Source organism: Arthrobacter sp. KKT183 (genome assembly GCF_055657625.1).
The window spans coordinates 3,561,503-3,579,976 of sequence record NZ_CM145770.1 but is presented as its reverse complement, the minus strand read 5'-3'; the positions used below and the strand labels follow the sequence as shown (position 1 = coordinate 3,579,976).

Below are 18,474 nucleotides of genomic sequence, written 5' to 3'. Positions count from 1 at the left end.
TTCGAGGCCACCGCTGCCCTGGAAACACGTGCCGGGTCTACGATGCTTCCATGACTCAGCGGCAGTGGTCCGGGCATGTGTTCATTGGCATGAGCGTCGACGGGATGATCGCCAGGGCAGACGACAGCCTCGATTGGTTGACAGGCGACGCATCAGCCGGGGAGGCCAACAATCCGGACGTATCAGGTTTCACTGGATTCATGGCTTCGGTCGACCACCTGGTGATGGGCAGAAGCACCTATGACGTGGTGCAGGGGATGGGGGAGTGGTTCTACGGCGATACACCGGTGCTCGTGTTGAGTACCACGCTCGAAACGGATGACCCCCGTATCCGGATTGTGCGCTCACTCGGCGAGGCCACTGCGCTGCTGGATGACGACGGCGCCCGCAACGTCTATGTGGACGGCGGCAGAATTGTGCGCACCTTCCTTGCCGCTGGTTTGATCCGAACTCTCACCCTCACGCGGGTTCCTGTTCTCATTGGCGAAGGGAAACCACTGTTCGGCGCACTCTCGGCCGATGTGCGGCTGCAGTTGGACGACGTGAGAGCACTCAAGGACGGGGCTGTGCAGACGCGTTACACGGTCCTCTAAAAACAGCCGCAAAACCCCTTGACCCAGCAACGGTAGAGGAATAATCTACAACCAAATGGTTGTAGATCAGCTTTCGGAACCTGAAGTGGACCGGTTATTCCACGCACTCGCGGACAGCACGAGACGCAGCATTGTGCTCCGAGCAATCAGCGAGGAGTACTCAGTTTCAGCCCTGGCTGCGCACTACGCCATGAGTTTCGCGGCGGTGCAGAAGCACGTAGCGGTGCTGGAACAGGCGTCGCTGGTCACCAAGGAGAAACGCGGAAGGGAGCAGATGGTGCGTGCCAACCGGGAAACAGTTCGGAAGGCGCGGCAGCTGCTTGACGAGTTCGAGTTGATCTGGCGGCAGCGCGTCGACCGGATCACCGAGATCCTCGCAGAGGATGAGTAGTCGATATCAGGAAAGGTAGTCATCATGGCTGTCATCAGTACCGAAAAGGACCTCGAGGCGCTCAGCCTCACGATCGTTGCGGAGTTTGACGCCGCCGTCGAACGCGTCTGGCAGATCTGGGAGGATCCACGCCAGCTCGAGCGTTGGTGGGGCCCGCCGACGTGGCCGGCCACGTTCGACAAGCACGAGTTCCGCGAGGGCGGCTCGTCAAGCTATTTCATGACGGGCCCGGATGGGGAGAAGAGCCGCGGCTGGTGGAAGTTCACCGCGATTGACTCGCCCCGGCGGCTGGAGTTCAACGACGGCTTCGCCGATGAGTCCGGTGCGCCCACGGGCGAAATGGGGGAGACCCACGCCGTCGTCATCCTGGAGGAGGTTGAAGCGGGCCGCACACGGATGACGGTGGCATCCAGCTTCGAGAGCGCCGAGCAATTGCAGCAGATGATCGAGATGGGCATGGAGGAGGGGCTCAAAGAGGCAATGGGCCAGATCGACGAAATCCTGGCAGAGCGGGCCAGCGTCTGAGGCCGGAAAAAGCAATGGCCCCGGCGGATATCTCCGCCGGGGCCATTCACCTGTCAGCAGTCAGGCCTTCACTGCGAGCACGTTGCACGCGGCGCCCAACAGGATCGACTGCGCGGTGGAACCCATGATGAGCTTGCCCACCGGTGTTCGGTGACGCAGTCCGATGACGATGAGTTCGGCGGCATAGCGAACAGCAGCCTCCAACACGTCCTCCGCGGCCGTGTCCTTCGACGTTCCGTGGTGGACGGTGAAGTCCACTCCGGAGGTGCGCAGCGTGTCCTGCAGGCGGGACATGTCGTCGTCGTCGGCATAGGTCGGGTCCACCAGGCGGTCCGCGCGGGTGGTGTTGACCACCACGAGGGTCGCGCCGCGCTGGCGGGCCTCGTCCACCGCAACTTTCGCGGCGGCATCTCCCAGCGCATTCGGCACGTAGCCCAGCACAACGGCACTCATTTTCCGCCTTCTTTCAGCTCGACGGTGGCAACAGGGGTTTCATCGGCCACCTCGGACTCCATGGCCTTCTGACGTTTCTTCAACCAGAAGGAGAGGGCAAAGATGACAATGAGCACCGCGTAGATGGTCGCGGCGATCGGTGTGCTGACCAGTGCGGTTGGATCACCCTGCGAGATGGCAAGCGAACGCCGGAGCTGATCCTCGAAGATCGGACCGAGGATGAGTCCCACCACCATCGGAGCGATCGGATAGCCGTAACGGCGCATGAAGAATCCGAGTACGCCGATAACCAGCAGGACAAACACGTCCACCGGGGTGAAGTTCACTGAGAAGGCGCCCATCGCAGCGAAGACCATGATTCCGGAGTAGAGGTAGGGCCGGGGGATCTGCAGGATCTTGACCCAGATACCCACGAGCGGCAGGTTCAGGACCAGCAGCATCAAGTTGCCCACGTAGAGGCTCGCAATCAGCGCCCACACCAGTGCACCCTCAACCTCGAACAGGAGGGGTCCGGGCTGGATGTTGTAGCGCTGGAACGCGACGAGCATCATGGCTGCAGTGGCCGTCGTCGGAATGCCAAGCGTCAGCAGCGGAACCAGGACACCGGCCGCGGCCGCGTTGTTGGCAGACTCGGGACCGGCGACGCCCTCGATGGCGCCCTTGCCGAACTGCTTCTTCCGCTCGCCCTTCGCGAGCTTCCGCTCGGAGGCGTAGGACAGGAAGGTTGCGACGTCCGCACCGCCGGCGGGAATGGTTCCCACCGGGAAGCCGATGAACGTTCCGCGAAGCCAGGGTTTCCAGGACCGCTTCCAGTCCTCCTTGCGCATCCAGTTGGTCCAGCGCCCGGCCACGGGAATCACCTTGACGGGACCGTGGCGGAGGCGGGAGGCGACATAGAGCGCCTCACCCACCGCGAAGAGCGCCACTGCCACCAGAACGACGTCGATACCGTCCGCCAGGAACGGGTTGCCGAACGTGTACCGCTGCTGGGCGGTCAGCGCGTCGACGCCGATCAGGGCAATGAACAGGCCCAGCGCCAGCGACGCAAGCCCCCGCAGCACGGAGGCACCGAGCAGTGCCCCGACGGTCAGGAACGCAACGATCATGAGCGCCACGTACTCGGTGGGCCCGATCTGCACTGCGAATTCAGCGACATAGGGTGCAACGAAGCTCAGTAGCACGGTGGCGACCGTGCCGGCAATGAACGAGCCGATCGCCGCCGTCGCCAGTGCCGCGGCGCCCCTGCCCGCCTTGGCCATCTTGTTGCCCTCAAGTGCGGTCACAATGGAGGCTGATTCGCCGGGCGTGTTCAGGAGGATCGAGGTTGTGGAGCCGCCGTACATGCCGCCGTAGTAAATGCCGGCGAACACGATGATCGCAGCCGTCGGATCGAGGCTGTACGTGATGGGCATGAGCAGTGCCACGGTCATGGCCGGGCCGATGCCCGGCAGGACGCCTACAGCGGTACCCACCAGCACGCCACCGAGCGCATACAGCAGGTACATCGGCTGCATCGCAACGCTGAAACCCTCAAGCAATGCCATGAAATTATCCATTGAAGATTTCAACTCCTTCCAGGAGGAAACCGGCCGGCAGCGAGACCCCGAGAAGTCCCGCGAACACGAACTGGAGGATCAGCGCGAGAACGACGGCGATGATTGCGTTGCGCCACCACGGCTTGGCACCGAGGGACCAGGCGGCACCGAAAAAGAGGACGGCGGCCGCTACCGGCCAGCCGAGCGGAACAATGAGTGCGATGTGAATGGCGAGGAACCCGACGAGCTTGCCGACGGTGAGCCAGTCGGTCTTTACGTTGGGGTCAATGTCCTCGCCTTCCTCGGCAGCACCGGTGTGTCCGCGAAGGAGCTGGATGACCAGCCCGATGCCGATGGCCACCATGATGCCGGAGACGATGAACGGGAAGACACGGGGGCCAACAACGCCCGCGGACGGCGGGATGGGAATCTGCGCGCCGGCAACGAAACCGACGACGCCGACGCCGACGATCATTCCCGCGAAGATCAGTTCGCCGAGTGGCCGGGCGGTCGCGGCTTTCGTGCCGCTCCCGCCCGGCGCCTCGTTGATTGAAGAGCTCATCGCCGTTACAGCAGACCGATCTCGGTCAGCGTGGTCTTTACGGCGGCGATGTCTTCGGTCAGGAAGGCGTCGAACTCCTCGCCGGCAAGGAAGGCGTCGTCCCAGGCGTTGGTTTCAAGCGTGGTCTGCCAGGCTTCGGTTTCGGACATTTCGGTGACCAGTTCGGTCAGCTCGGCTGCCTTGGCCTCGTCGATGGTTCCCGGGGCCACAACGCCGCGCCAGTTGGTCAGCACCAGGTCCACGCCCTCATCCGTCAGGGTGGGAACGTCCGGCAACAGAGCTGCGGGCTCTGCACCTGACACTGCGAGTGCACGCAGCTTGCCGGCCTTCACCTGTTCGGCGTACTCGCCGACGCCTGAGATGCCGGCAGACACCTTGTTACCGAGCAGCGCAGCGAGCGACTCACCGCCACCGGAGTAGGGAATGTAGTTGAGGCTATCGGGGGCGATTCCGGCCTCTTTCAGCATCTGGCCTGCGAGGATGTGGTCAGCGCCGCCGGCTGATCCGCCGGTGATGGAAACGCCCTGACCGTCCTTCTCGACTGCGGAGAGGAGATCGTCGATGCTCTGGAACGGTGAATCTGCCGGCACGACGACGATCAGCGGTTCTTCTGTCAGCCGCGCAATGGGCGTGGTGTCTTCGATACGCGTTTGGGCTGCATTGGTTTCGACGGCGCCGACCATGACGTAGCCCATCACCATGAGTGTGTTGGGGTCCTGCTCGGTGGCCAGCTGCGCAAGCCCGTTTGTGCCGCCCGCGCCGCCGACGTTCACTACCGAAGCGTTGCCCACCAGGTCGTTATCCTGCAGATCCTTCTGCATGGCACGGCCGGTCTGATCCCAACCGCCACCCGGATCGGCGGGGACGATGATGTTGAGCCGGTCGATTCCGGACTCGGCTTCCGTGCCGCCGGACGTGCTGCCGCAGGCGGACAGGGCAAGGACAGATGCGACGCCGATGGCGCCTACAGCCGACAAGCGCTTCATTGTGCTCTCGTGCTTCATTGGGTGGAACCTTCCTACGTTCAATACCGACATGTGATGCGCCTCACCACACGTTCCGGTCCAGCGTAGGAAGGGAAGAGCCGCGCGGGAACCATACGGTCACAACGTGCGTAGTGGTCTTTATGGTCATGGGAAAATTCCGGATCCACCGTTGGCTTTCCGCCGGTTCCATACACCCGATCATGCGAGAATGGAAGGATGATCCGGTCAATGTCGCTTAGATCACAGCTGTTCTTCCTGCAGCTGCTGATTGTGCTGATCATTGTGCTGGTTGCCGGCACCGTCGCCGTCCGGCTGCAGGAACAGCAGATTCGCGATGCCTACCAGGGCCGCATGGTCGGAGTGGCGCAATCAATCGCCCAGTTGCCGTCCGTCGTGGACGCGTTCGACGACGAGGATCCCAGCGCGGTCATCCAGCCGATTGCTGAACTCACCACTCAGGCCACTGGAGTCACGTATGTGGTGGTGACTGACGACGTCGGAATCCGGTATTCACACCCGAACCCGGACATGATCGGTCAGATGGTGTCCACTGATCCATCCGTCCCGCTGTCCGGTGAAACTTTCGTGGGCACGCAGACCGGAACACTCGGCGAGTCCTGGCGCGTGAAGGTTCCCATTCGGGGGGAGGACGGCACCGTGATCGGGACGGCCTCCGTGGGCACCCTGGAGTCGACTCTCGCGGCGGATCTGCAGGAAGACCTGCCTGTGCTCCTCGCCTGGCTCATCGTGGCTGCCCTTGCCGGAACCGCTGGATCGATCTGGATCTCACGGCTGGTCTGGCGTCGCATCTACAGGCTCGAACCGGAAGAAATCGCAGCGCTGCTCGAGACCCGTGACGCCATGCTGCACGGCATCGGTGAAGGGGTGGTCGCGGTTGATGAACGCGGACGGCTTGCCGTGCTCAATGACGAGGCCAAGCGGTTGCTCGAGCTGGGAGATGAGGTGAAGGGGCAGCCGGCAAACGCCGTCCTGGAACCCGCCCTGGCCGGCATGTTCGGTTCGGCAGGGGACGCCGATGAGACCGTTCTGGTGGGTGAAAGGGTGCTCCTCGCCCGCTCAAGCGACGCCGTCGTTGACGGTTGCCGCGTGGGAAGCGTGCTGGTGTTGCGCGACCGCACGGAACTCCACCAGCTGCTGCTGGACCTGGATGGTGCGCGTGATGTCACGCAGGCCCTCCGCAGCCAGGCGCATGAGTTCGCAAATAAGATGCACGTCATCTCGGGTTTGCTCGAGCTTGGCCGCACAGACAAGGCGGTGGATTTCATTTCCCGCTCAGGCCATGGCGGGTCGGTGGTGTCCGGAGACTTCTCGCCCGGTGTCAGCGATCCGGACACCGCAAGTCTCCTCATGGCCAAGACCACCATCTGCGCCGAAAAGGGCATCAGTTTGATCGTGGACGAGGCTTCGGCCTTCGAGGCGGACGGCACCACGGATCCGGTAACGGTGTTGGGGAACCTCATCGATAACGCCGTCGACGCCGTCGGTTCCAACGGGACAATCCACGTCCGGCTCACCTCTGACGCCGGCGGCTGTTCCATAGCGGTGTCCGACGACGGCCCCGGGATCCCCGAACACCTGCGCTCGCAGGTGTTTGCAACGGGGTTCTCAACCAAGGACGCCGCAGGCGCAGGTTCCCGCGGCTTCGGGCTGGCGCTCGTGCAACGCGTTGCAGAGCGCCGCGCGGGCAGCGTGACGCTCATGGAGTCGGTGCTGGGCGGCGCTCACATTGCGGTGACGCTCGGCCCGGCGCCTGTTCCGCTGGAGCAGAAAATTCCGAGCTCAGTGGAACCTCACGCCGCCGGGGTGCTCGCTCCGTGAGCCTGATTCGAACGCTGGTCGTCGACGACGATCAGGAGATTGCCGGTGTGCACTCAGGGTTCCTGCTTGCGCACGGAGGCTTCGACGTCGTTGGCGTGGCAAATTCCGGCGGCGAGGCGCTTGAGAAGGTGCGTGAAATGAAGCCGGAGCTGATGCTGCTCGATATTCATTTGCCGGACATGTCCGGAATCGACGTGCTGCGGGCCGCCCGCACCATCCCCGGTGACCCGGTGGACATCATTGCCATCACAGCGGCCCGGGAACTGGAAACGGTGCGTGCGGCAATGGCTGGCGGGGTACTTCATTACCTCGTCAAGCCATTCAACTCGAAGGTCCTGATGCAGCGGCTGGACGACTACGTTCAGCACCGCGCGAGCATCGCGGAGCACAGCTCCGTTTCAGCCGGTCCCCTGGATCAGGACCGCATCGACAGGTTGCTCTCCGCGACGCCGGCGAGGACTCCGCCGACGCCGCCTCCGATGCTGACAGAATCCTTGCCGAAAGGGTTGTCCCAGCCCACCCTTGAATCCGTGGTCGGTGCGCTCCGGACCTCCGGCGTCGGCTTCTCTGCGTCCGAGGTTGCCGCCCAGCTCGGTCTCGCAAGGGTGAGCGCGCGGAGGTACCTTGAGTACCTCGTGACGAAGGGCAGCGCGCGCATTGTGCCGAAGTACGGTGCGGCGGGCAGGCCGGAGAAGTTCTATGTGTGGACGGGTGCCCAGCGCTAGACATGGCGCAGGTACCGGTCAGGCGCCTTCAGGAATTCACGCCAGTTGTCCACGAGCGCCAGGTCCTCCCACTCCCGCTCCCGCAGCCCCCATTCGCCCACCTCGAGAATCTGCGCCCCCGGCAGGGCGGCGAGAAGCGGGGAGTGGGTCGACAGGAGCACTTGGGACTTGCCGTCCGCGAGCAGCTGCTTGAGCACCCCCACCAGCGCCAGGCATCCGGAGAAGGACAGCGCTGATTCCGGCTCATCCAGCACCCATAGACCGGCTCCGCGGAAACGGTCGACGACCAGTTCCAGGAAGGATTCCCCATGGGACATGTCGTGGAACGCTGCATCCCCACGGCTACTGGGGTTTTTCTCCAGGTAGGTGAAGAATCCGTGCATGGTCCCCGCTCGAGGTCCAGCCCTTCCTGCAGAACCTGCGCAACCGGCGCCAGCGTGGCTGGCCATACAGTGCGTGCCAAGGTCTTGTCCCGGGCCTCCTCCACGCGCCGGACGGGGTACCGGTCGAATGCCATGGCCCCATTCTGGCAGTCCGCACTGACAGCTTCTGCCAGTCTGTGGATGAAGGGTTCACTTGTGGGCCGGCGCGGGTTAGGCTCGGACTTGTCAGGTCAGGCGGGTAGAGGGCGCCGGACAGAACCGAAAGTACGCAAGGAAAATTCGCCATGTCTGAAAACACCTCTGTTGATAACAACCGCAGCATCCGGGACTGGGCAGACCTCGCCGAGGAAATGTGGTCCTACCTCACCGGTAAGGGCGCTGCCGTCAATTACAGCTTCATCGACATGACCGTCGAAGTGCCGCGGGACATCGGCCCGGACGCACCCCGCGCAACCTGGAAGCTGAACGGAACCGTACGGGTCACCACCAGCGACAACGACGCCGCGGGCTCCGACACCCACCGGAGCTGACCCGTGTCACAGCGGGTACGCCTCGACATCGATCTCGCCTTCTCATTCTCGGAGAACGACGACGGCGGATCCACCCGCGCCACAAGCGGCACCGTCAGCGCGGCCGGGTCCGAGGTGACCATCTACTGCGAGGATCCAGCGGTAGCAGGCTTCGGGGGTATGCCCTCTCTGGAGAGTGTCCGCGAGCTCGCAGCGAACCTGGCCACCAAGGGCCTCACCGTGACCATCGCCGGTCCTGCCGGAACCCTGGTAAGCATCGGCAAGGTGGAAACGTCCATGGCCCAGCGCCTGATGACGCGGTCAGCGCACATCCGTGCGGGCTCAATCACGGCACTGGCTCCTCTGATCCGGGGCGGCAGCCGCAAATCCAGCGTGCCGCTACTGCCGCCGTCGACCCCGTTTCCCCTCGTTCCCACGGTGAACCGCCGCATCCGTCGCCAGGTGACCACCACCCACCACACGAGGGGCAGCGGGCGTCCGCGCCTCATCTTCGTGCAGGATTCCGAGACCTGGAACGGGCAGGTCCCTCGTGAAGTGAATCTGGTTGGGGAGAAGCTGGTGATAGGAAGCTCGCCGGACGCCGACCTGGTGCTCGACGGCCTGCTTCCCGTGCATGCCACAGTAGAGCACAACGTCGACGACGAGTACGTGCTCATACCGCATGGACCCGTTCGGGGAAGTGTGCGGTCGGACGGACCGTCCATCCTGAGGACCGGCGCACGTGTCCAGCTCGGTGACTGGTGCCTCGCATACTTCCGCGAGGAATATGCCGACCACGGGCGTCCATTCGGCGGCCGCAGCGGCGGCGAGATGGCGTACCAGCGGCCGCAATACGATCCAAGATCAGGCACGGTCGAGGAAGACGGCTCCTTCGGCATCGGAGACTACCGGCAGAATCCGCACTGACGATGGACAGTGTGGAACTCCTCCTCGAAGCAACCGGGGAGGAGCTTCTGCGCTCAGATTGGGACATCCTCAAGCGGGCCGGCTTACCTTCCCAGGCACGGCATACCGCGGCTTCGAACCGCGCTCATATCACCCTGCTGGCTGCGCCACGGATTCCGGCTGAGTATGACAGCACTCTTGCGGCGCTCGCCGAGGCGCTGCCGCTTCCCATCCACACGGCGGGTCTGGTGCTGTTCAGGACCGGCCGGGGCCAGGTGCTGGCGCGCCTCGGCGTCGTCAGTAGAGCACTTCTTGACTTTCATCAAACCGTGCACCAAGCTCTCGACGGCGTGCCGGGTGTCACCGGGAACTGCGTCCCTGACCGCTGGGTACCGCACATCACGCTCGCCCGCGGCATGACGCCGGGGCAGGTGGCTGAGGCATTGGACTTGCTGCCCGGCGATCACGGCCAGCTCATTCTCCCCACCCTGCGGCGCTGGGACAGCCATGAAAAAACGACGACGGCGCTTGGCAGCACGACCGGTTAGCGGAGGTGGTCCACAAGATGTTCCGCAATGCCCGTGTAGGTTGCTGGAGTGAGAGCGAGCAGCCGTTCCTCGGCCTCCGCTGAGAGCCCCAGTTCGAGAACGAATTCACGCATTCGAGCTGCGTCAACGCGGTGTCCACGGGTGAGGTCCTTCAGCCGCTCGTAGGGGTCTTCCATGCCCGGAGTTCCAGCGATCGCCTCGGCACGCATCACCATCTGGACGGCTTCCCCAAGGACCTCCCAGTTGGTGTCCAGGTCAGCAGCCAGCACGGACTCCGCGACATCCAGGCGATCGAGCCCCTTGGAGACGTTGGAGATGGCCAGCAGTGAATGCCCGAAAGCCACACCGATGTTGCGCTGGGAGGAGGAGTCGGTCAGATCGCGCTGCCACCGTGAGGTCACCAGGGTGGAGGCCAGGACATCCAGGAGCGAGCAGGAGATCTCAAGGTTGGCCTCTGCGTTCTCGAATCGGATGGGATTGACCTTGTGCGGCATGGTCGAGGAACCGGTTGCTCCCGCTACCGGCACCTGCGCGAAGTAACCGATCGAGATGTAGCTCCATACGTCCGTGCAGAAGTTATGCAGGATGCGGTTGAAGCGGGCAACGTCGGCGTACAGTTCGGCCTGCCAGTCGTGGGATTCAATCTGCGTGGTCAGCGGGTTCCACGTCAGGCCCAGCCCTTCCACAAATTCCCTGGCGATGCTCTGCCATTCGGCGCCCGGCACGGAGGCGACGTGGGCGGCAAAGGTGCCGGTTGCCCCGTTGATCTTCCCCAGGTACTCCGTACGGCGGACGCGTTCGAGCTGCCGGGACAGGCGGTGCGCAACGACGGCGAGCTCCTTGCCCAGCGTGGTGGGCGTGGCGGGCTGTCCATGGGTCCGCGACAACATGGGGACGGCCCGGGATTCTTTGGCCATTGCCTTGACCTGGTTCACGAGCGCCTCCGCCGCAGGAAGCCAGACATTCTCCACTGCGCCCTTCACTCCGAGAGCGTAGGACAGGTTGTTGATGTCCTCTGAGGTGCAGCCGAAGTGGACGAGGGGTTTCAGACGGCTGATGCCGATGCCTTCAAGCCGGCTTCCAATGAAGTATTCAACGGCCTTGACGTCATGCACGGTGACCCGCTCAATTTCGCCAAGCTCGCTGACGGCGCTGCCGTCGAACGTGCTGACAATCTCCCGGAGCGCTGCTTCCTGCACGTCTGTGAGCGGAGCCGTTCCAGGCAGGACACTCTTGCCGGTGAGGTGGATGAGCCACTCCACTTCAACGTGAACGCGATCCCGGTTGAGTGCAGCTTCAGACAGGTAATCGACCAGCGGAGCAACTGCTGGACGGTATCTCCCGTCGAGGGGCCCAAGGGCGATCGGCACCTGGCTGTCACCCTGGTGAATCGATACGGACGCAAGGTTGACCCGGGAGGAAGGAGTGTGCGGCATGTGACCAATCATTCCATGACCGGCGGTATACCTCCCATGCGTGACAACTCCTCCACAGGCACAGGATTCCTGCGGGATATCAACATACGCCCCGCCTGCCGAGCTCCGGACCTTCGTCGGCGCCTAGCGTCATGGGCAGATACAACAGCGAGGTGAGGAGAGTGCGGAGCATGTATCTCAGTATGTCGTCGGGCTCAATTTGCGAGCAGGAGCCTAGCGAGGCAGCACGCGACTTCGCCAGACAACTGCGTCTACAGGCCGATGTTGTCGACGCCGTGCGCGAGCGGCTCGGTGTCGCTCGGAGTATCGGCTGGGAATCTCCGGCAGGACGCAATTTCCGCGCATATCTGATCGAGAGGGAAACCGGCCTTCGCAGCGCATCAGTTCTCTTGCGTGAGGCCGCTGTATCAATGGAGGGGTATGGGGTTGCACTGCGTATGGGCGAAACAACAAACGGCTCGCAAATATGAGCACCGAGCATGACCTGACACCCGTGCACACGTCACCGGACGTCGACGGCGTCGCAAGGGTTATTGGCGGCGTCGGAGGCATCCGCTTCCAATGGGATGAGCTGGACAGGGGAGCGCAGATTGTTGCAGACGCTGGGCAAGAACTAAGCAGTGTGGCCGAGACCGTTGCCGCTGTGGACGCCCGATTGTCGACGCTCCAGTTGATGGCAGCAGGCAACGCAGTTGCTACCGCCGCGTCGTTCTCAACTGGCGCAGCGGCCGCAGAAGCGATCAACCTGGCGCGCCGAAGGCTCCTTGACAGCAGTTCTGAGCTCCGGAGCACCGCGGACAAGATCCGGTTGAGCCGCTTTGCGTATGAGGCGGCTGATGTCGTGGTTCGTGGGCTCATCGGTGACACGCGAACTGCTGGAGATCCTTTTGGTTCGCTCCCACTGGTGGCTGCTCCGTTGACCGTCGAGCACACACGATCGGAGACCGCACGCCTGGATGGAACCGTCGACAACTTGTTGGCGCAGGTCTCCCACGCCAGCGCAGAGCCAGGAAGCGCCTTCGAGATCCTTGAAGTGGCGGGCGAATCAGAATCTACCTATGTTGTGGTGATTCCAGGCTCGGAAGGGAGTAGTTGGGAAGAACCTTTCAGTTTCCATGGCGTGGCAGAGGCGCGAGGAATGAACAGTGCGTACGTCGGCGATGCTGTGGCTCGCGCTTTGGAAGGCGTAGATGCCGAAGAGGGCGCCTCAGTGGTTCTCGTTGGCTACAGCCAGGGCGGCATGCATGCGATGAACCTCGCCAACAGCGGCCCTGTGTCTGAGAAGTACTCCATCGCTCACGTTGTGACGGCGGGATCGCCGGTGGAACTGGAGGAAACCCCCGATGAGACCACATTCCTCCATCTTGCCCATACCTGGGACATCGTGCCCCATGTAGACCTCCTTCCGCGTGAAGACCAGCCCAACCAGGTTTCCGTGGTCCTCGACCACCACGCCAAACTGGCGGAAGGAGAAGAATTTGGTTTAGGCCCGGCGCACAAGATCGACAGTTACCGAGAAGGCGCACAAGCCGTGGACCTGAGCACGCACCCTTCAATTGCACCGGTTACTGCGGCGCTCGGCGCGGCTGTTACGGGAGCCTCGGCCAAGCGTCACGTTTTCCAGATCACCCGTCCTTCGTTGCTGGGCCCGCAGCCGGCGCCGCCCAACGCACCACGCAGCGAACGGAAGCTGGGCCCGGTGCTAACGCCTGGTTCCGGTGATCGAACCCGCAACAAGTGAGACAAGGCTGATGATGATCGCTCCCAGGATCGCCGTCCAGAAGAAGTCGTCAACCACGAAGCCGATAGGCGTGAAGGAGGTCAGCCAGGAGGTCAGCATCAGCATGCCTGCATTGATGATGATCGTGAAGAGCCCGAGGGTAAGGATAGTCAGGGGCAGTGAGAGCAGGGACACGACGGGCCTGACCAGCGCGTTGACAATCCCGAATACCAGACCAACGAAGAGGTACGAGAGCACGCTTGCGACGGTTTCATTGGTGGACACTTCAGCAGCGGCTTCCGACCCCACCTCGATGCCGGGCAGCAGCCATGCTGCCACCCAGAGGGCAAGAGCATTGATGAGTACCCTCACTATGAACCTGAGCATGCACCAATGCTGTCACATCTCCGGTTGCGGTTCATCGATCCGGCAGAAGTTCCGGTGTTCCGCCGACGCCCGACGTGCATCCCCTGCCCAGTACGCTTGTGCACATGAGTGCACCCGAACACCACACCGATGCTGCTGCGGAAGAGGTCACCCGCATCCACCCGCGCAGCGTACTTGGCCGCCTACCCCGTTACGCCGCCGGGAAACCCCCGGTAGTGATCGAGGGCCTACAAAGCTTCAAGCTTTCTTCAAACGAGAATCCGCTTCCACCGCTCCCGGCAGTACTGCAGGCGATTGGCAGTCAGACGGCAGTCAACCGCTACCCGGATCCCATGACTACAACACTGCGCACCGAACTCGCGGCTTTTCTGGGAGTGCCTCCCGAGGACATCGTCACCGGCGCCGGAAGCCTCGGAGCGCTGAATCAGATCCTCGCCGCGTTCGCAGGTCAGAACGATTACGACGCACCCGACGAGGTCATCTACCCCTGGCGGTCTTTCGAGGCATACCCGATCTGCGTCGGACTGGCCGGAGCCATGAGCGTGCAGGTCCCACTGCTTCCGGATTCGACCCATGACCTCGACGCGATGGCATCAGCAATCACCGACCGCACCCGGGTGATCCTCCTATGCACACCGAACAACCCGACCGGCCCGGCGTTGGCAGAGCAGGAAGTGCGCGGTTTCCTCGCCAAGGTGCCGAGAAACATCGTTGTGGTGCTGGATGAAGCGTACGTGGAGTTTGTTCGGAAAGAAGAGGCCGTCGAGGGCCTTCAGCTATACCGCGATTACCCCAACGTCATTGTCCTTCGCACTTTCTCCAAGGCTCATGGCCTCGCCGGGCTGCGGGTCGGGTACTCCATCTCCCGGCCGGCACTCACCGAGCACCTTCGTGTCAGTGCAACCCCTTTCGCGGTGTCCCAGATTGCCGAGCATGCGGCAGTCACCTCCCTGCAGCACATTGACGAGGTTCGGGAACGGGTTCAGACGATCGTTGACGAACGCAACCGCGTGGTCGACGGGCTGAAGCACCTCGGCTGGGAGGTGCCGGAGGCCGAGGGTAACTTCATCTGGCTCGCGCTCGGAGAAAACACGCCGGAATTCGCAGCATTGGCGGAACAGCAGGCTCTCTCCGTCCGGCCCTTCGGCGTAGAAGGCATCAGGGTGAGTATCGGCGAACCCGAGGCAAACTCACGGTTCCTCGAGCTTTGTGCAACGTACACAAAGGGTCCGGGAGTTTCCTAGCACTTCACAAATAGGACGTGGGCGCCGTCGTCGTTACTCTTGTAGGATTGCGCATGCACTGCAGTGCATGAACGGTCGAATAGATATAACGCCCACGGAATATTACCTGCGAGGATCCACAGTATGGCCACATCCCGCCTGCCTGCGGCCGAGTTTGATGCAGAGGAGCAGCTCGACGCCCGGCACCTGCCGGAGTTCCCTCGGGACCCGTCCGGCATGGTGCAGATGCTCTCTCCTGAAGGGGAGCTCAAGAGCTCGGCCTTCAGGGGCTATCTCCCCGCGGAGGATGAGCTGGCCGCGCTGTATCGGGACATGTACCTGATCAGGCGCTTCGATCAGGAAGCTACCGCACTTCAGCGTCAGGGAGAGCTTGCGCTGTGGGTGCCGATGCGCGGCCAGGAGGCAGCGCAGATCGGCTCCGCACGCGCCATGCAGGTCCAGGACTACGCGTTTCCCACGTACCGCGAGCATGGCGTCGCGGTGGCGCGCGGAGTCGCCCACGCGGACCTGCTCAAGCTGTTCCGGGGCGTCACCAACGGTGGATGGAACCCCAAGGACACCAACTTCCATCTGTACACACTGGTACTCGCGGCCCAGTGCCTGCACGCCGTCGGTTACGCCATGGGCATGCAGCGGGATCAGTTCGCGGAGCCATCGTTGCCAAAAGCCGCGACGGTGGCCTACTTCGGAGACGGCGCCAGTTCCGAGGGCGACGTCCATGAATCGATGGTCTTCGCCGCGTCCTTCAACGCGCCCGCGGTCTTCTTCTGCCAGAACAACCACTGGGCCATTTCGGTACCCACGGAAGTCCAGTCCCGGGTTCCCCTGGCGCACCGCGCTCAGGGGTACGGTTTCCCCGGGATCCGTGTTGATGGCAACGACGTCCTCGCCGTGCAGGCCGTAACACGCTGGGCGTTGGATCGCGCGCGAAACGGCGGGGGACCTGTGCTCATCGAAGCCTTCACCTACCGGATGAGTGCACACACCACTGCCGATGACCCCACGAAGTACCGCCTCGCCACCGAGGAGGAGCAGTGGGTCGCCCGAGATCCACTCACCCGTGTAGAACGTCACCTGCGCGCAGCCGGCACCGGTGACGATTTCTTTCAGCAACTGGAGGAGGAGGCGGTGGGGCTCGCCAAGGACCTGCGCACCGCCGTCCTGTCCATGAGCGCGCCCGGGCTTGAGCACCGCTTCGCCACAACGTACGCGGAGGCCCATTCACTCATCCAGGAGGAGCTGAAAGCCTGGAGAGACTATGAAGCGGGCTTCGACGTCGAGGGAGGTGCCCGCTAATGGCAGTGATGACCATAGCCAAGGCAATCAACGAGGGCCTCAGGGCCGCGCTCGGCGCGCACCCTAGTGCCCTCCTCATGGGCGAGGACATCGGGGATCTCGGAGGTGTCTACCGGGTCACGGAGGGGCTCAAGGCACAGTTCGGGGCGGAACGCGTGGTGGACACCCCGCTGGCCGAGTCCGGGATCATCGGGACTGCCATCGGTCTTGCCCTGCGGGGGTACCTCCCCATCTGCGAAATCCAGTTTGACGGGTTCGTGTTTCCTGGGTTCAACCAGATCACCACTCAGCTGGCAAAGATTCACGCCCGCAGCGACGGACTGTTGACCGCGCCGGTTGTCATTCGTATTCCCTACGGCGGCGGGATCGGGAGCGTGGAGCACCATTCAGAGTCGCCCGAAGCGCTCTTCGCCCACACCGCAGGCCTGCGGATCATCACCCCGTCCAATCCGCATGACGCGTACTGGATGATTCAGCAGGCGGTGGCCTGCGCGGATCCGGTGATCGTTTTTGAGCCGAAACGCCGCTACTGGCTGAAGGGGGAAGTGGACGTATCGGCGGTGCCCGCCAGCCCGTTCCAGGCAGAGGTGCTCCGCGAAGGCACCGATGCCACCATTGTGGCGTACGGGCCGCTGGTACCGGTGGCTCTCGCCGCAGCGAACGCGGCCGCTGAAGACGGCACAAGCGTCGAGGTCATCGATCTGCGGTCCATTTCACCGATCGACTTCGACACCGTCACGGAGTCGGTACTCAAGACCGGCCGCTTGCTGATAGCACACGAAGCGCCTACCTTCGGTGGCATCGGCGGGGAGATCGCCGCGCGCATCACTGAGCGCGCCTTCCTGTCCCTCGAGGCGCCGGTCACCCGGGTGGGCGGATTCCACCTGCCGTACCCCACTGCACGCACCGAGGAACACTACCTGCCGGACCTCGACCGCATCCTGCACTCGCTCGACACGGTGCTCGCCTACTAGAAGGACTCCCATGACGCTGAATACCTTCAACCTTCCTGACGTGGGCGAGGGTCTCACGGAGGCCGAGATTGTCCGTTGGCAGGTACAACCCGGTGCAACCGTCGCCGTCAACGACGTGATCGTCGAGATCGAAACAGCCAAATCGCTTGTTGAGTTGCCGTCTCCCTACGCCGGTGTGGTTGCCGAACTCCTTGTCCGGGAGGGCGAGACGGTCGAGGTGGGCACCCCGATCATCTCCGTTTCGGACTCTGCACTCGCCGAGCCCGGCGCCACAGACGATGCCCCGGCCGCGGCCCACGTCCCCGGTGAACTTGTCACTCCACCTGCAGCGCCAGCAACAACGGCTGCGGACGCCAACGCACCCCTGGTCGGAACCGGACCCAAGGCCGATTCCTCCCGCCGCAGGCCGCGCAGCAACCGTCCCGCCGGCACGCAGGCAACCCCAATGACGACGACGACGCCCGCACCACCGGCGGGGCACGTCACCGATGTGCAATCCCCCGCGACGCCGACTTCCCGCACGGCCGCAGCAATATCCGGGGCAGTGCGGCGCGCCCTCGCGAAGCCGCCCGTACGCAAGGCCGCCCGTGATCTTGGCATCGACCTGGCCGACGTTCCCGCTACCGGCGGCTCAGGTGAGGTGACCAAACAGGACCTGCTGAGTTACCAGGCCCAGCGGGACGCTGAGCAGGACCACGCGCCGTCGTTCTGGGGTGCAGCCACCCGTCCGCAGGGGGAGCGGATCGAGCGCATCCCCGTCAAGGGTGTCCGTAAGGCCACCGCGCGGGCGATGGTGGAGAGCGCCTTCTCAGCACCGCATGTGAGTATCTTCGTCGATGTTGATGCCTCCCGGACCATGGAGTTCGTGAAGCGGCTCAAAGCCTCCCGCGACTTCGAGGGCATCAAGGTGTCACCGCTGCTCATTCTCGCGAAGGCCGTCATCTGGGCGGCGGCGCGCAACCCGTCGGTCAACGCAACCTGGACGGACCGGGAAATCCTGGTCAAGCACTTCATGAATCTGGGAATTGCAGCGGCGACGCCGCGCGGACTCATGGTGCCGAACATCAAGGACGCACAGGATCTTTCCCTGAAGGAACTGGCGGTGGCGTTGAATGATCTGGCGGCCCGTGCGCGGGCCGGCAAAACCCAGCCGGCGGAGATGCAGGGCGGAACCCTGACGGTGACAAACATTGGTGCGCTCGGTATCGACACCGGAACACCCATCATCAATCCCGGTGAAGTCGCGATCGTAGCTTTTGGAACCATCAAGCAAAAGCCGTGGGTGCTTGACGGCGAGGTGATTCCCCGCTGGATCACCACCCTCGGCGGATCGTTCGATCATCGCGTCGTCGACGGCGATCTCAGCGCCCGCTTCATGGCCGACGTCGCGTCGATCCTGGAAGAACCCGCTCTACTCCTGGACTAAGTTTCCCGGACTGGATCCCAGGGCCTGAATATTCGG

The 18,474-nt window shown here is 63.4% G+C and carries 21 protein-coding genes; 14 read left to right on the top strand and 7 right to left on the bottom strand.

From position 1 onward, the window contains the following. Positions 1 to 50: 50 nt before the first annotated feature. From ACZ2GY_RS16915 to ACZ2GY_RS16905, 3 genes are read left to right on the top strand one after another with little or no spacing between them, the layout of a single operon-like run. The gene (locus ACZ2GY_RS16915) at positions 51 to 593 is read left to right on the top strand and encodes a dihydrofolate reductase family protein (RefSeq protein ID WP_471672591.1); all 543 of its coding nucleotides are present in this window, start codon (positions 51 to 53) and stop codon (positions 591 to 593) included. Between the two features lie 55 nt (positions 594 to 648). Continuing rightward, entirely contained in the window at positions 649 to 984 is a 336-nt protein-coding gene (locus tag ACZ2GY_RS16910; protein WP_277358977.1) for an ArsR/SmtB family transcription factor, read from the top strand. 24 nt (positions 985 to 1,008) lie between these two features. Continuing rightward, positions 1,009 to 1,509, top strand: coding sequence for an SRPBCC family protein (locus ACZ2GY_RS16905; protein ID WP_277358976.1), 501 nt, complete (start codon positions 1,009 to 1,011; stop codon positions 1,507 to 1,509). 60 nt (positions 1,510 to 1,569) lie between these two features. Here ACZ2GY_RS16905 and ACZ2GY_RS16900 read toward each other — a convergent pair whose 3' ends face one another. From ACZ2GY_RS16900 to ACZ2GY_RS16885, 4 genes are read right to left on the bottom strand one after another with little or no spacing between them, the layout of a single operon-like run. Continuing rightward, positions 1,570 to 1,962 carry a universal stress protein gene (locus ACZ2GY_RS16900; RefSeq protein ID WP_471672590.1) on the bottom strand — a complete coding sequence of 131 codons (393 nt, stop codon included), beginning with the start codon at positions 1,960 to 1,962 and terminating at the stop codon, positions 1,570 to 1,572. Beyond that, positions 1,959 to 3,518 (bottom strand): tripartite tricarboxylate transporter permease, encoded by a 1,560-nt coding sequence (locus ACZ2GY_RS16895; protein WP_056545406.1) that lies wholly within the window; start codon positions 3,516 to 3,518, stop codon positions 1,959 to 1,961. The genes ACZ2GY_RS16900 and ACZ2GY_RS16895 overlap by 4 nt, the downstream gene beginning before the upstream one ends. After that, the gene (locus ACZ2GY_RS16890) at positions 3,511 to 4,059 is read right to left on the bottom strand and encodes a tripartite tricarboxylate transporter TctB family protein (RefSeq protein ID WP_277358973.1); all 549 of its coding nucleotides are present in this window, start codon (positions 4,057 to 4,059) and stop codon (positions 3,511 to 3,513) included. The genes ACZ2GY_RS16895 and ACZ2GY_RS16890 overlap by 8 nt, the downstream gene beginning before the upstream one ends. Before the next feature lie 5 nt (positions 4,060 to 4,064). Next, a complete protein-coding gene (locus tag ACZ2GY_RS16885) occupies positions 4,065 to 5,063 on the bottom strand; it encodes a Bug family tripartite tricarboxylate transporter substrate binding protein (protein ID WP_277358972.1) in 999 nt (332 codons plus the stop codon). A 210-nt stretch (positions 5,064 to 5,273) separates the two neighbouring features. Between ACZ2GY_RS16885 and ACZ2GY_RS16880 the strand changes: the two genes are divergently transcribed. Next, positions 5,274 to 6,884 carry an ATP-binding protein gene (locus tag ACZ2GY_RS16880; RefSeq protein ID WP_471672589.1) on the top strand — a complete coding sequence of 537 codons (1,611 nt, stop codon included), beginning with the start codon at positions 5,274 to 5,276 and terminating at the stop codon, positions 6,882 to 6,884. Next, positions 6,881 to 7,609 (top strand): response regulator, encoded by a 729-nt coding sequence (locus ACZ2GY_RS16875; protein WP_277358970.1) that lies wholly within the window; start codon positions 6,881 to 6,883, stop codon positions 7,607 to 7,609. Before ACZ2GY_RS16880 ends, ACZ2GY_RS16875 begins: the two co-directional genes overlap by 4 nt. Here the strand turns inward: ACZ2GY_RS16875 and ACZ2GY_RS16870 are convergent. Next, positions 7,606 to 7,992 carry a hypothetical protein gene (locus ACZ2GY_RS16870; RefSeq protein ID WP_471672588.1) on the bottom strand — a complete coding sequence of 129 codons (387 nt, stop codon included), beginning with the start codon at positions 7,990 to 7,992 and terminating at the stop codon, positions 7,606 to 7,608. The genes ACZ2GY_RS16875 and ACZ2GY_RS16870 overlap by 4 nt on opposite strands. Before the next feature lie 284 nt (positions 7,993 to 8,276). Here ACZ2GY_RS16870 and ACZ2GY_RS16865 point away from each other — a divergent pair, with 284 nt between their 5' ends. Genes ACZ2GY_RS16865 through ACZ2GY_RS16855 form a run of 3 tightly spaced genes read left to right on the top strand, consistent with a single transcriptional unit; the run spans position 8,277 to position 9,955 of the window. Beyond that, positions 8,277 to 8,522, top strand: a complete 246-nt coding sequence (locus ACZ2GY_RS16865) for a hypothetical protein (RefSeq protein ID WP_277358969.1) — start codon at positions 8,277 to 8,279, stop codon at positions 8,520 to 8,522. Between the two features lie 3 nt (positions 8,523 to 8,525). Next, positions 8,526 to 9,428 (top strand): FHA domain-containing protein, encoded by a 903-nt coding sequence (locus tag ACZ2GY_RS16860; RefSeq protein ID WP_471672587.1) that lies wholly within the window; start codon positions 8,526 to 8,528, stop codon positions 9,426 to 9,428. A gap of 11 nt (positions 9,429 to 9,439) precedes the next feature. Further along, positions 9,440 to 9,955 carry a 2'-5' RNA ligase family protein gene (locus tag ACZ2GY_RS16855; RefSeq protein WP_346027747.1) on the top strand — a complete coding sequence of 172 codons (516 nt, stop codon included), beginning with the start codon at positions 9,440 to 9,442 and terminating at the stop codon, positions 9,953 to 9,955. Here ACZ2GY_RS16855 and purB read toward each other — a convergent pair. Next, on the bottom strand, positions 9,952 to 11,391 hold the full coding sequence (gene purB / locus ACZ2GY_RS16850; RefSeq protein WP_346027746.1) for an adenylosuccinate lyase: 1,440 nt from the start codon (positions 11,389 to 11,391) through the stop codon (positions 9,952 to 9,954). The two genes, ACZ2GY_RS16855 and purB, sit on opposite strands and share 4 nt — an antisense overlap. A 170-nt stretch (positions 11,392 to 11,561) precedes the next feature. Here purB and ACZ2GY_RS16845 point away from each other — a divergent pair, with 170 nt between their 5' ends. Next, positions 11,562 to 11,861 carry a hypothetical protein gene (locus ACZ2GY_RS16845; protein ID WP_471672586.1) on the top strand — a complete coding sequence of 100 codons (300 nt, stop codon included), beginning with the start codon at positions 11,562 to 11,564 and terminating at the stop codon, positions 11,859 to 11,861. Continuing rightward, positions 11,858 to 13,132 carry an alpha/beta hydrolase family protein gene (locus ACZ2GY_RS16840; RefSeq protein ID WP_471672584.1) on the top strand — a complete coding sequence of 425 codons (1,275 nt, stop codon included), beginning with the start codon at positions 11,858 to 11,860 and terminating at the stop codon, positions 13,130 to 13,132. The genes ACZ2GY_RS16845 and ACZ2GY_RS16840 overlap by 4 nt, the downstream gene beginning before the upstream one ends. On the opposite strand, the gene ACZ2GY_RS16835 is transcribed toward ACZ2GY_RS16840, so the two are convergent. Beyond that, positions 13,094 to 13,498, bottom strand: a complete 405-nt coding sequence (locus tag ACZ2GY_RS16835; protein ID WP_471672583.1) for a phage holin family protein — start codon at positions 13,496 to 13,498, stop codon at positions 13,094 to 13,096. The genes ACZ2GY_RS16840 and ACZ2GY_RS16835 overlap by 39 nt on opposite strands. 104 nt (positions 13,499 to 13,602) lie before the next feature. Between ACZ2GY_RS16835 and ACZ2GY_RS16830 the strand changes: the two genes are divergently transcribed. The 4 genes from ACZ2GY_RS16830 (at position 13,603) to ACZ2GY_RS16815 (ending at position 18,438) form a co-directional block, all read left to right on the top strand. Continuing rightward, positions 13,603 to 14,742 carry a histidinol-phosphate transaminase gene (locus ACZ2GY_RS16830; protein ID WP_277358962.1) on the top strand — a complete coding sequence of 380 codons (1,140 nt, stop codon included), beginning with the start codon at positions 13,603 to 13,605 and terminating at the stop codon, positions 14,740 to 14,742. 123 nt (positions 14,743 to 14,865) lie between these two features. Next, positions 14,866 to 16,038, top strand: a complete 1,173-nt coding sequence (gene pdhA, locus ACZ2GY_RS16825; protein ID WP_471672582.1) for a pyruvate dehydrogenase (acetyl-transferring) E1 component subunit alpha — start codon at positions 14,866 to 14,868, stop codon at positions 16,036 to 16,038. After that, on the top strand, positions 16,038 to 17,012 hold the full coding sequence (locus ACZ2GY_RS16820) for an alpha-ketoacid dehydrogenase subunit beta (RefSeq protein ID WP_277358960.1): 975 nt from the start codon (positions 16,038 to 16,040) through the stop codon (positions 17,010 to 17,012). The genes pdhA and ACZ2GY_RS16820 overlap by 1 nt, the downstream gene beginning before the upstream one ends. Before the next feature lie 10 nt (positions 17,013 to 17,022). After that, entirely contained in the window at positions 17,023 to 18,438 is a 1,416-nt protein-coding gene (locus tag ACZ2GY_RS16815; RefSeq protein WP_471672581.1) for a dihydrolipoamide acetyltransferase family protein, read from the top strand. The last annotated feature ends 36 nt before the right edge of the window (positions 18,439 to 18,474 follow it).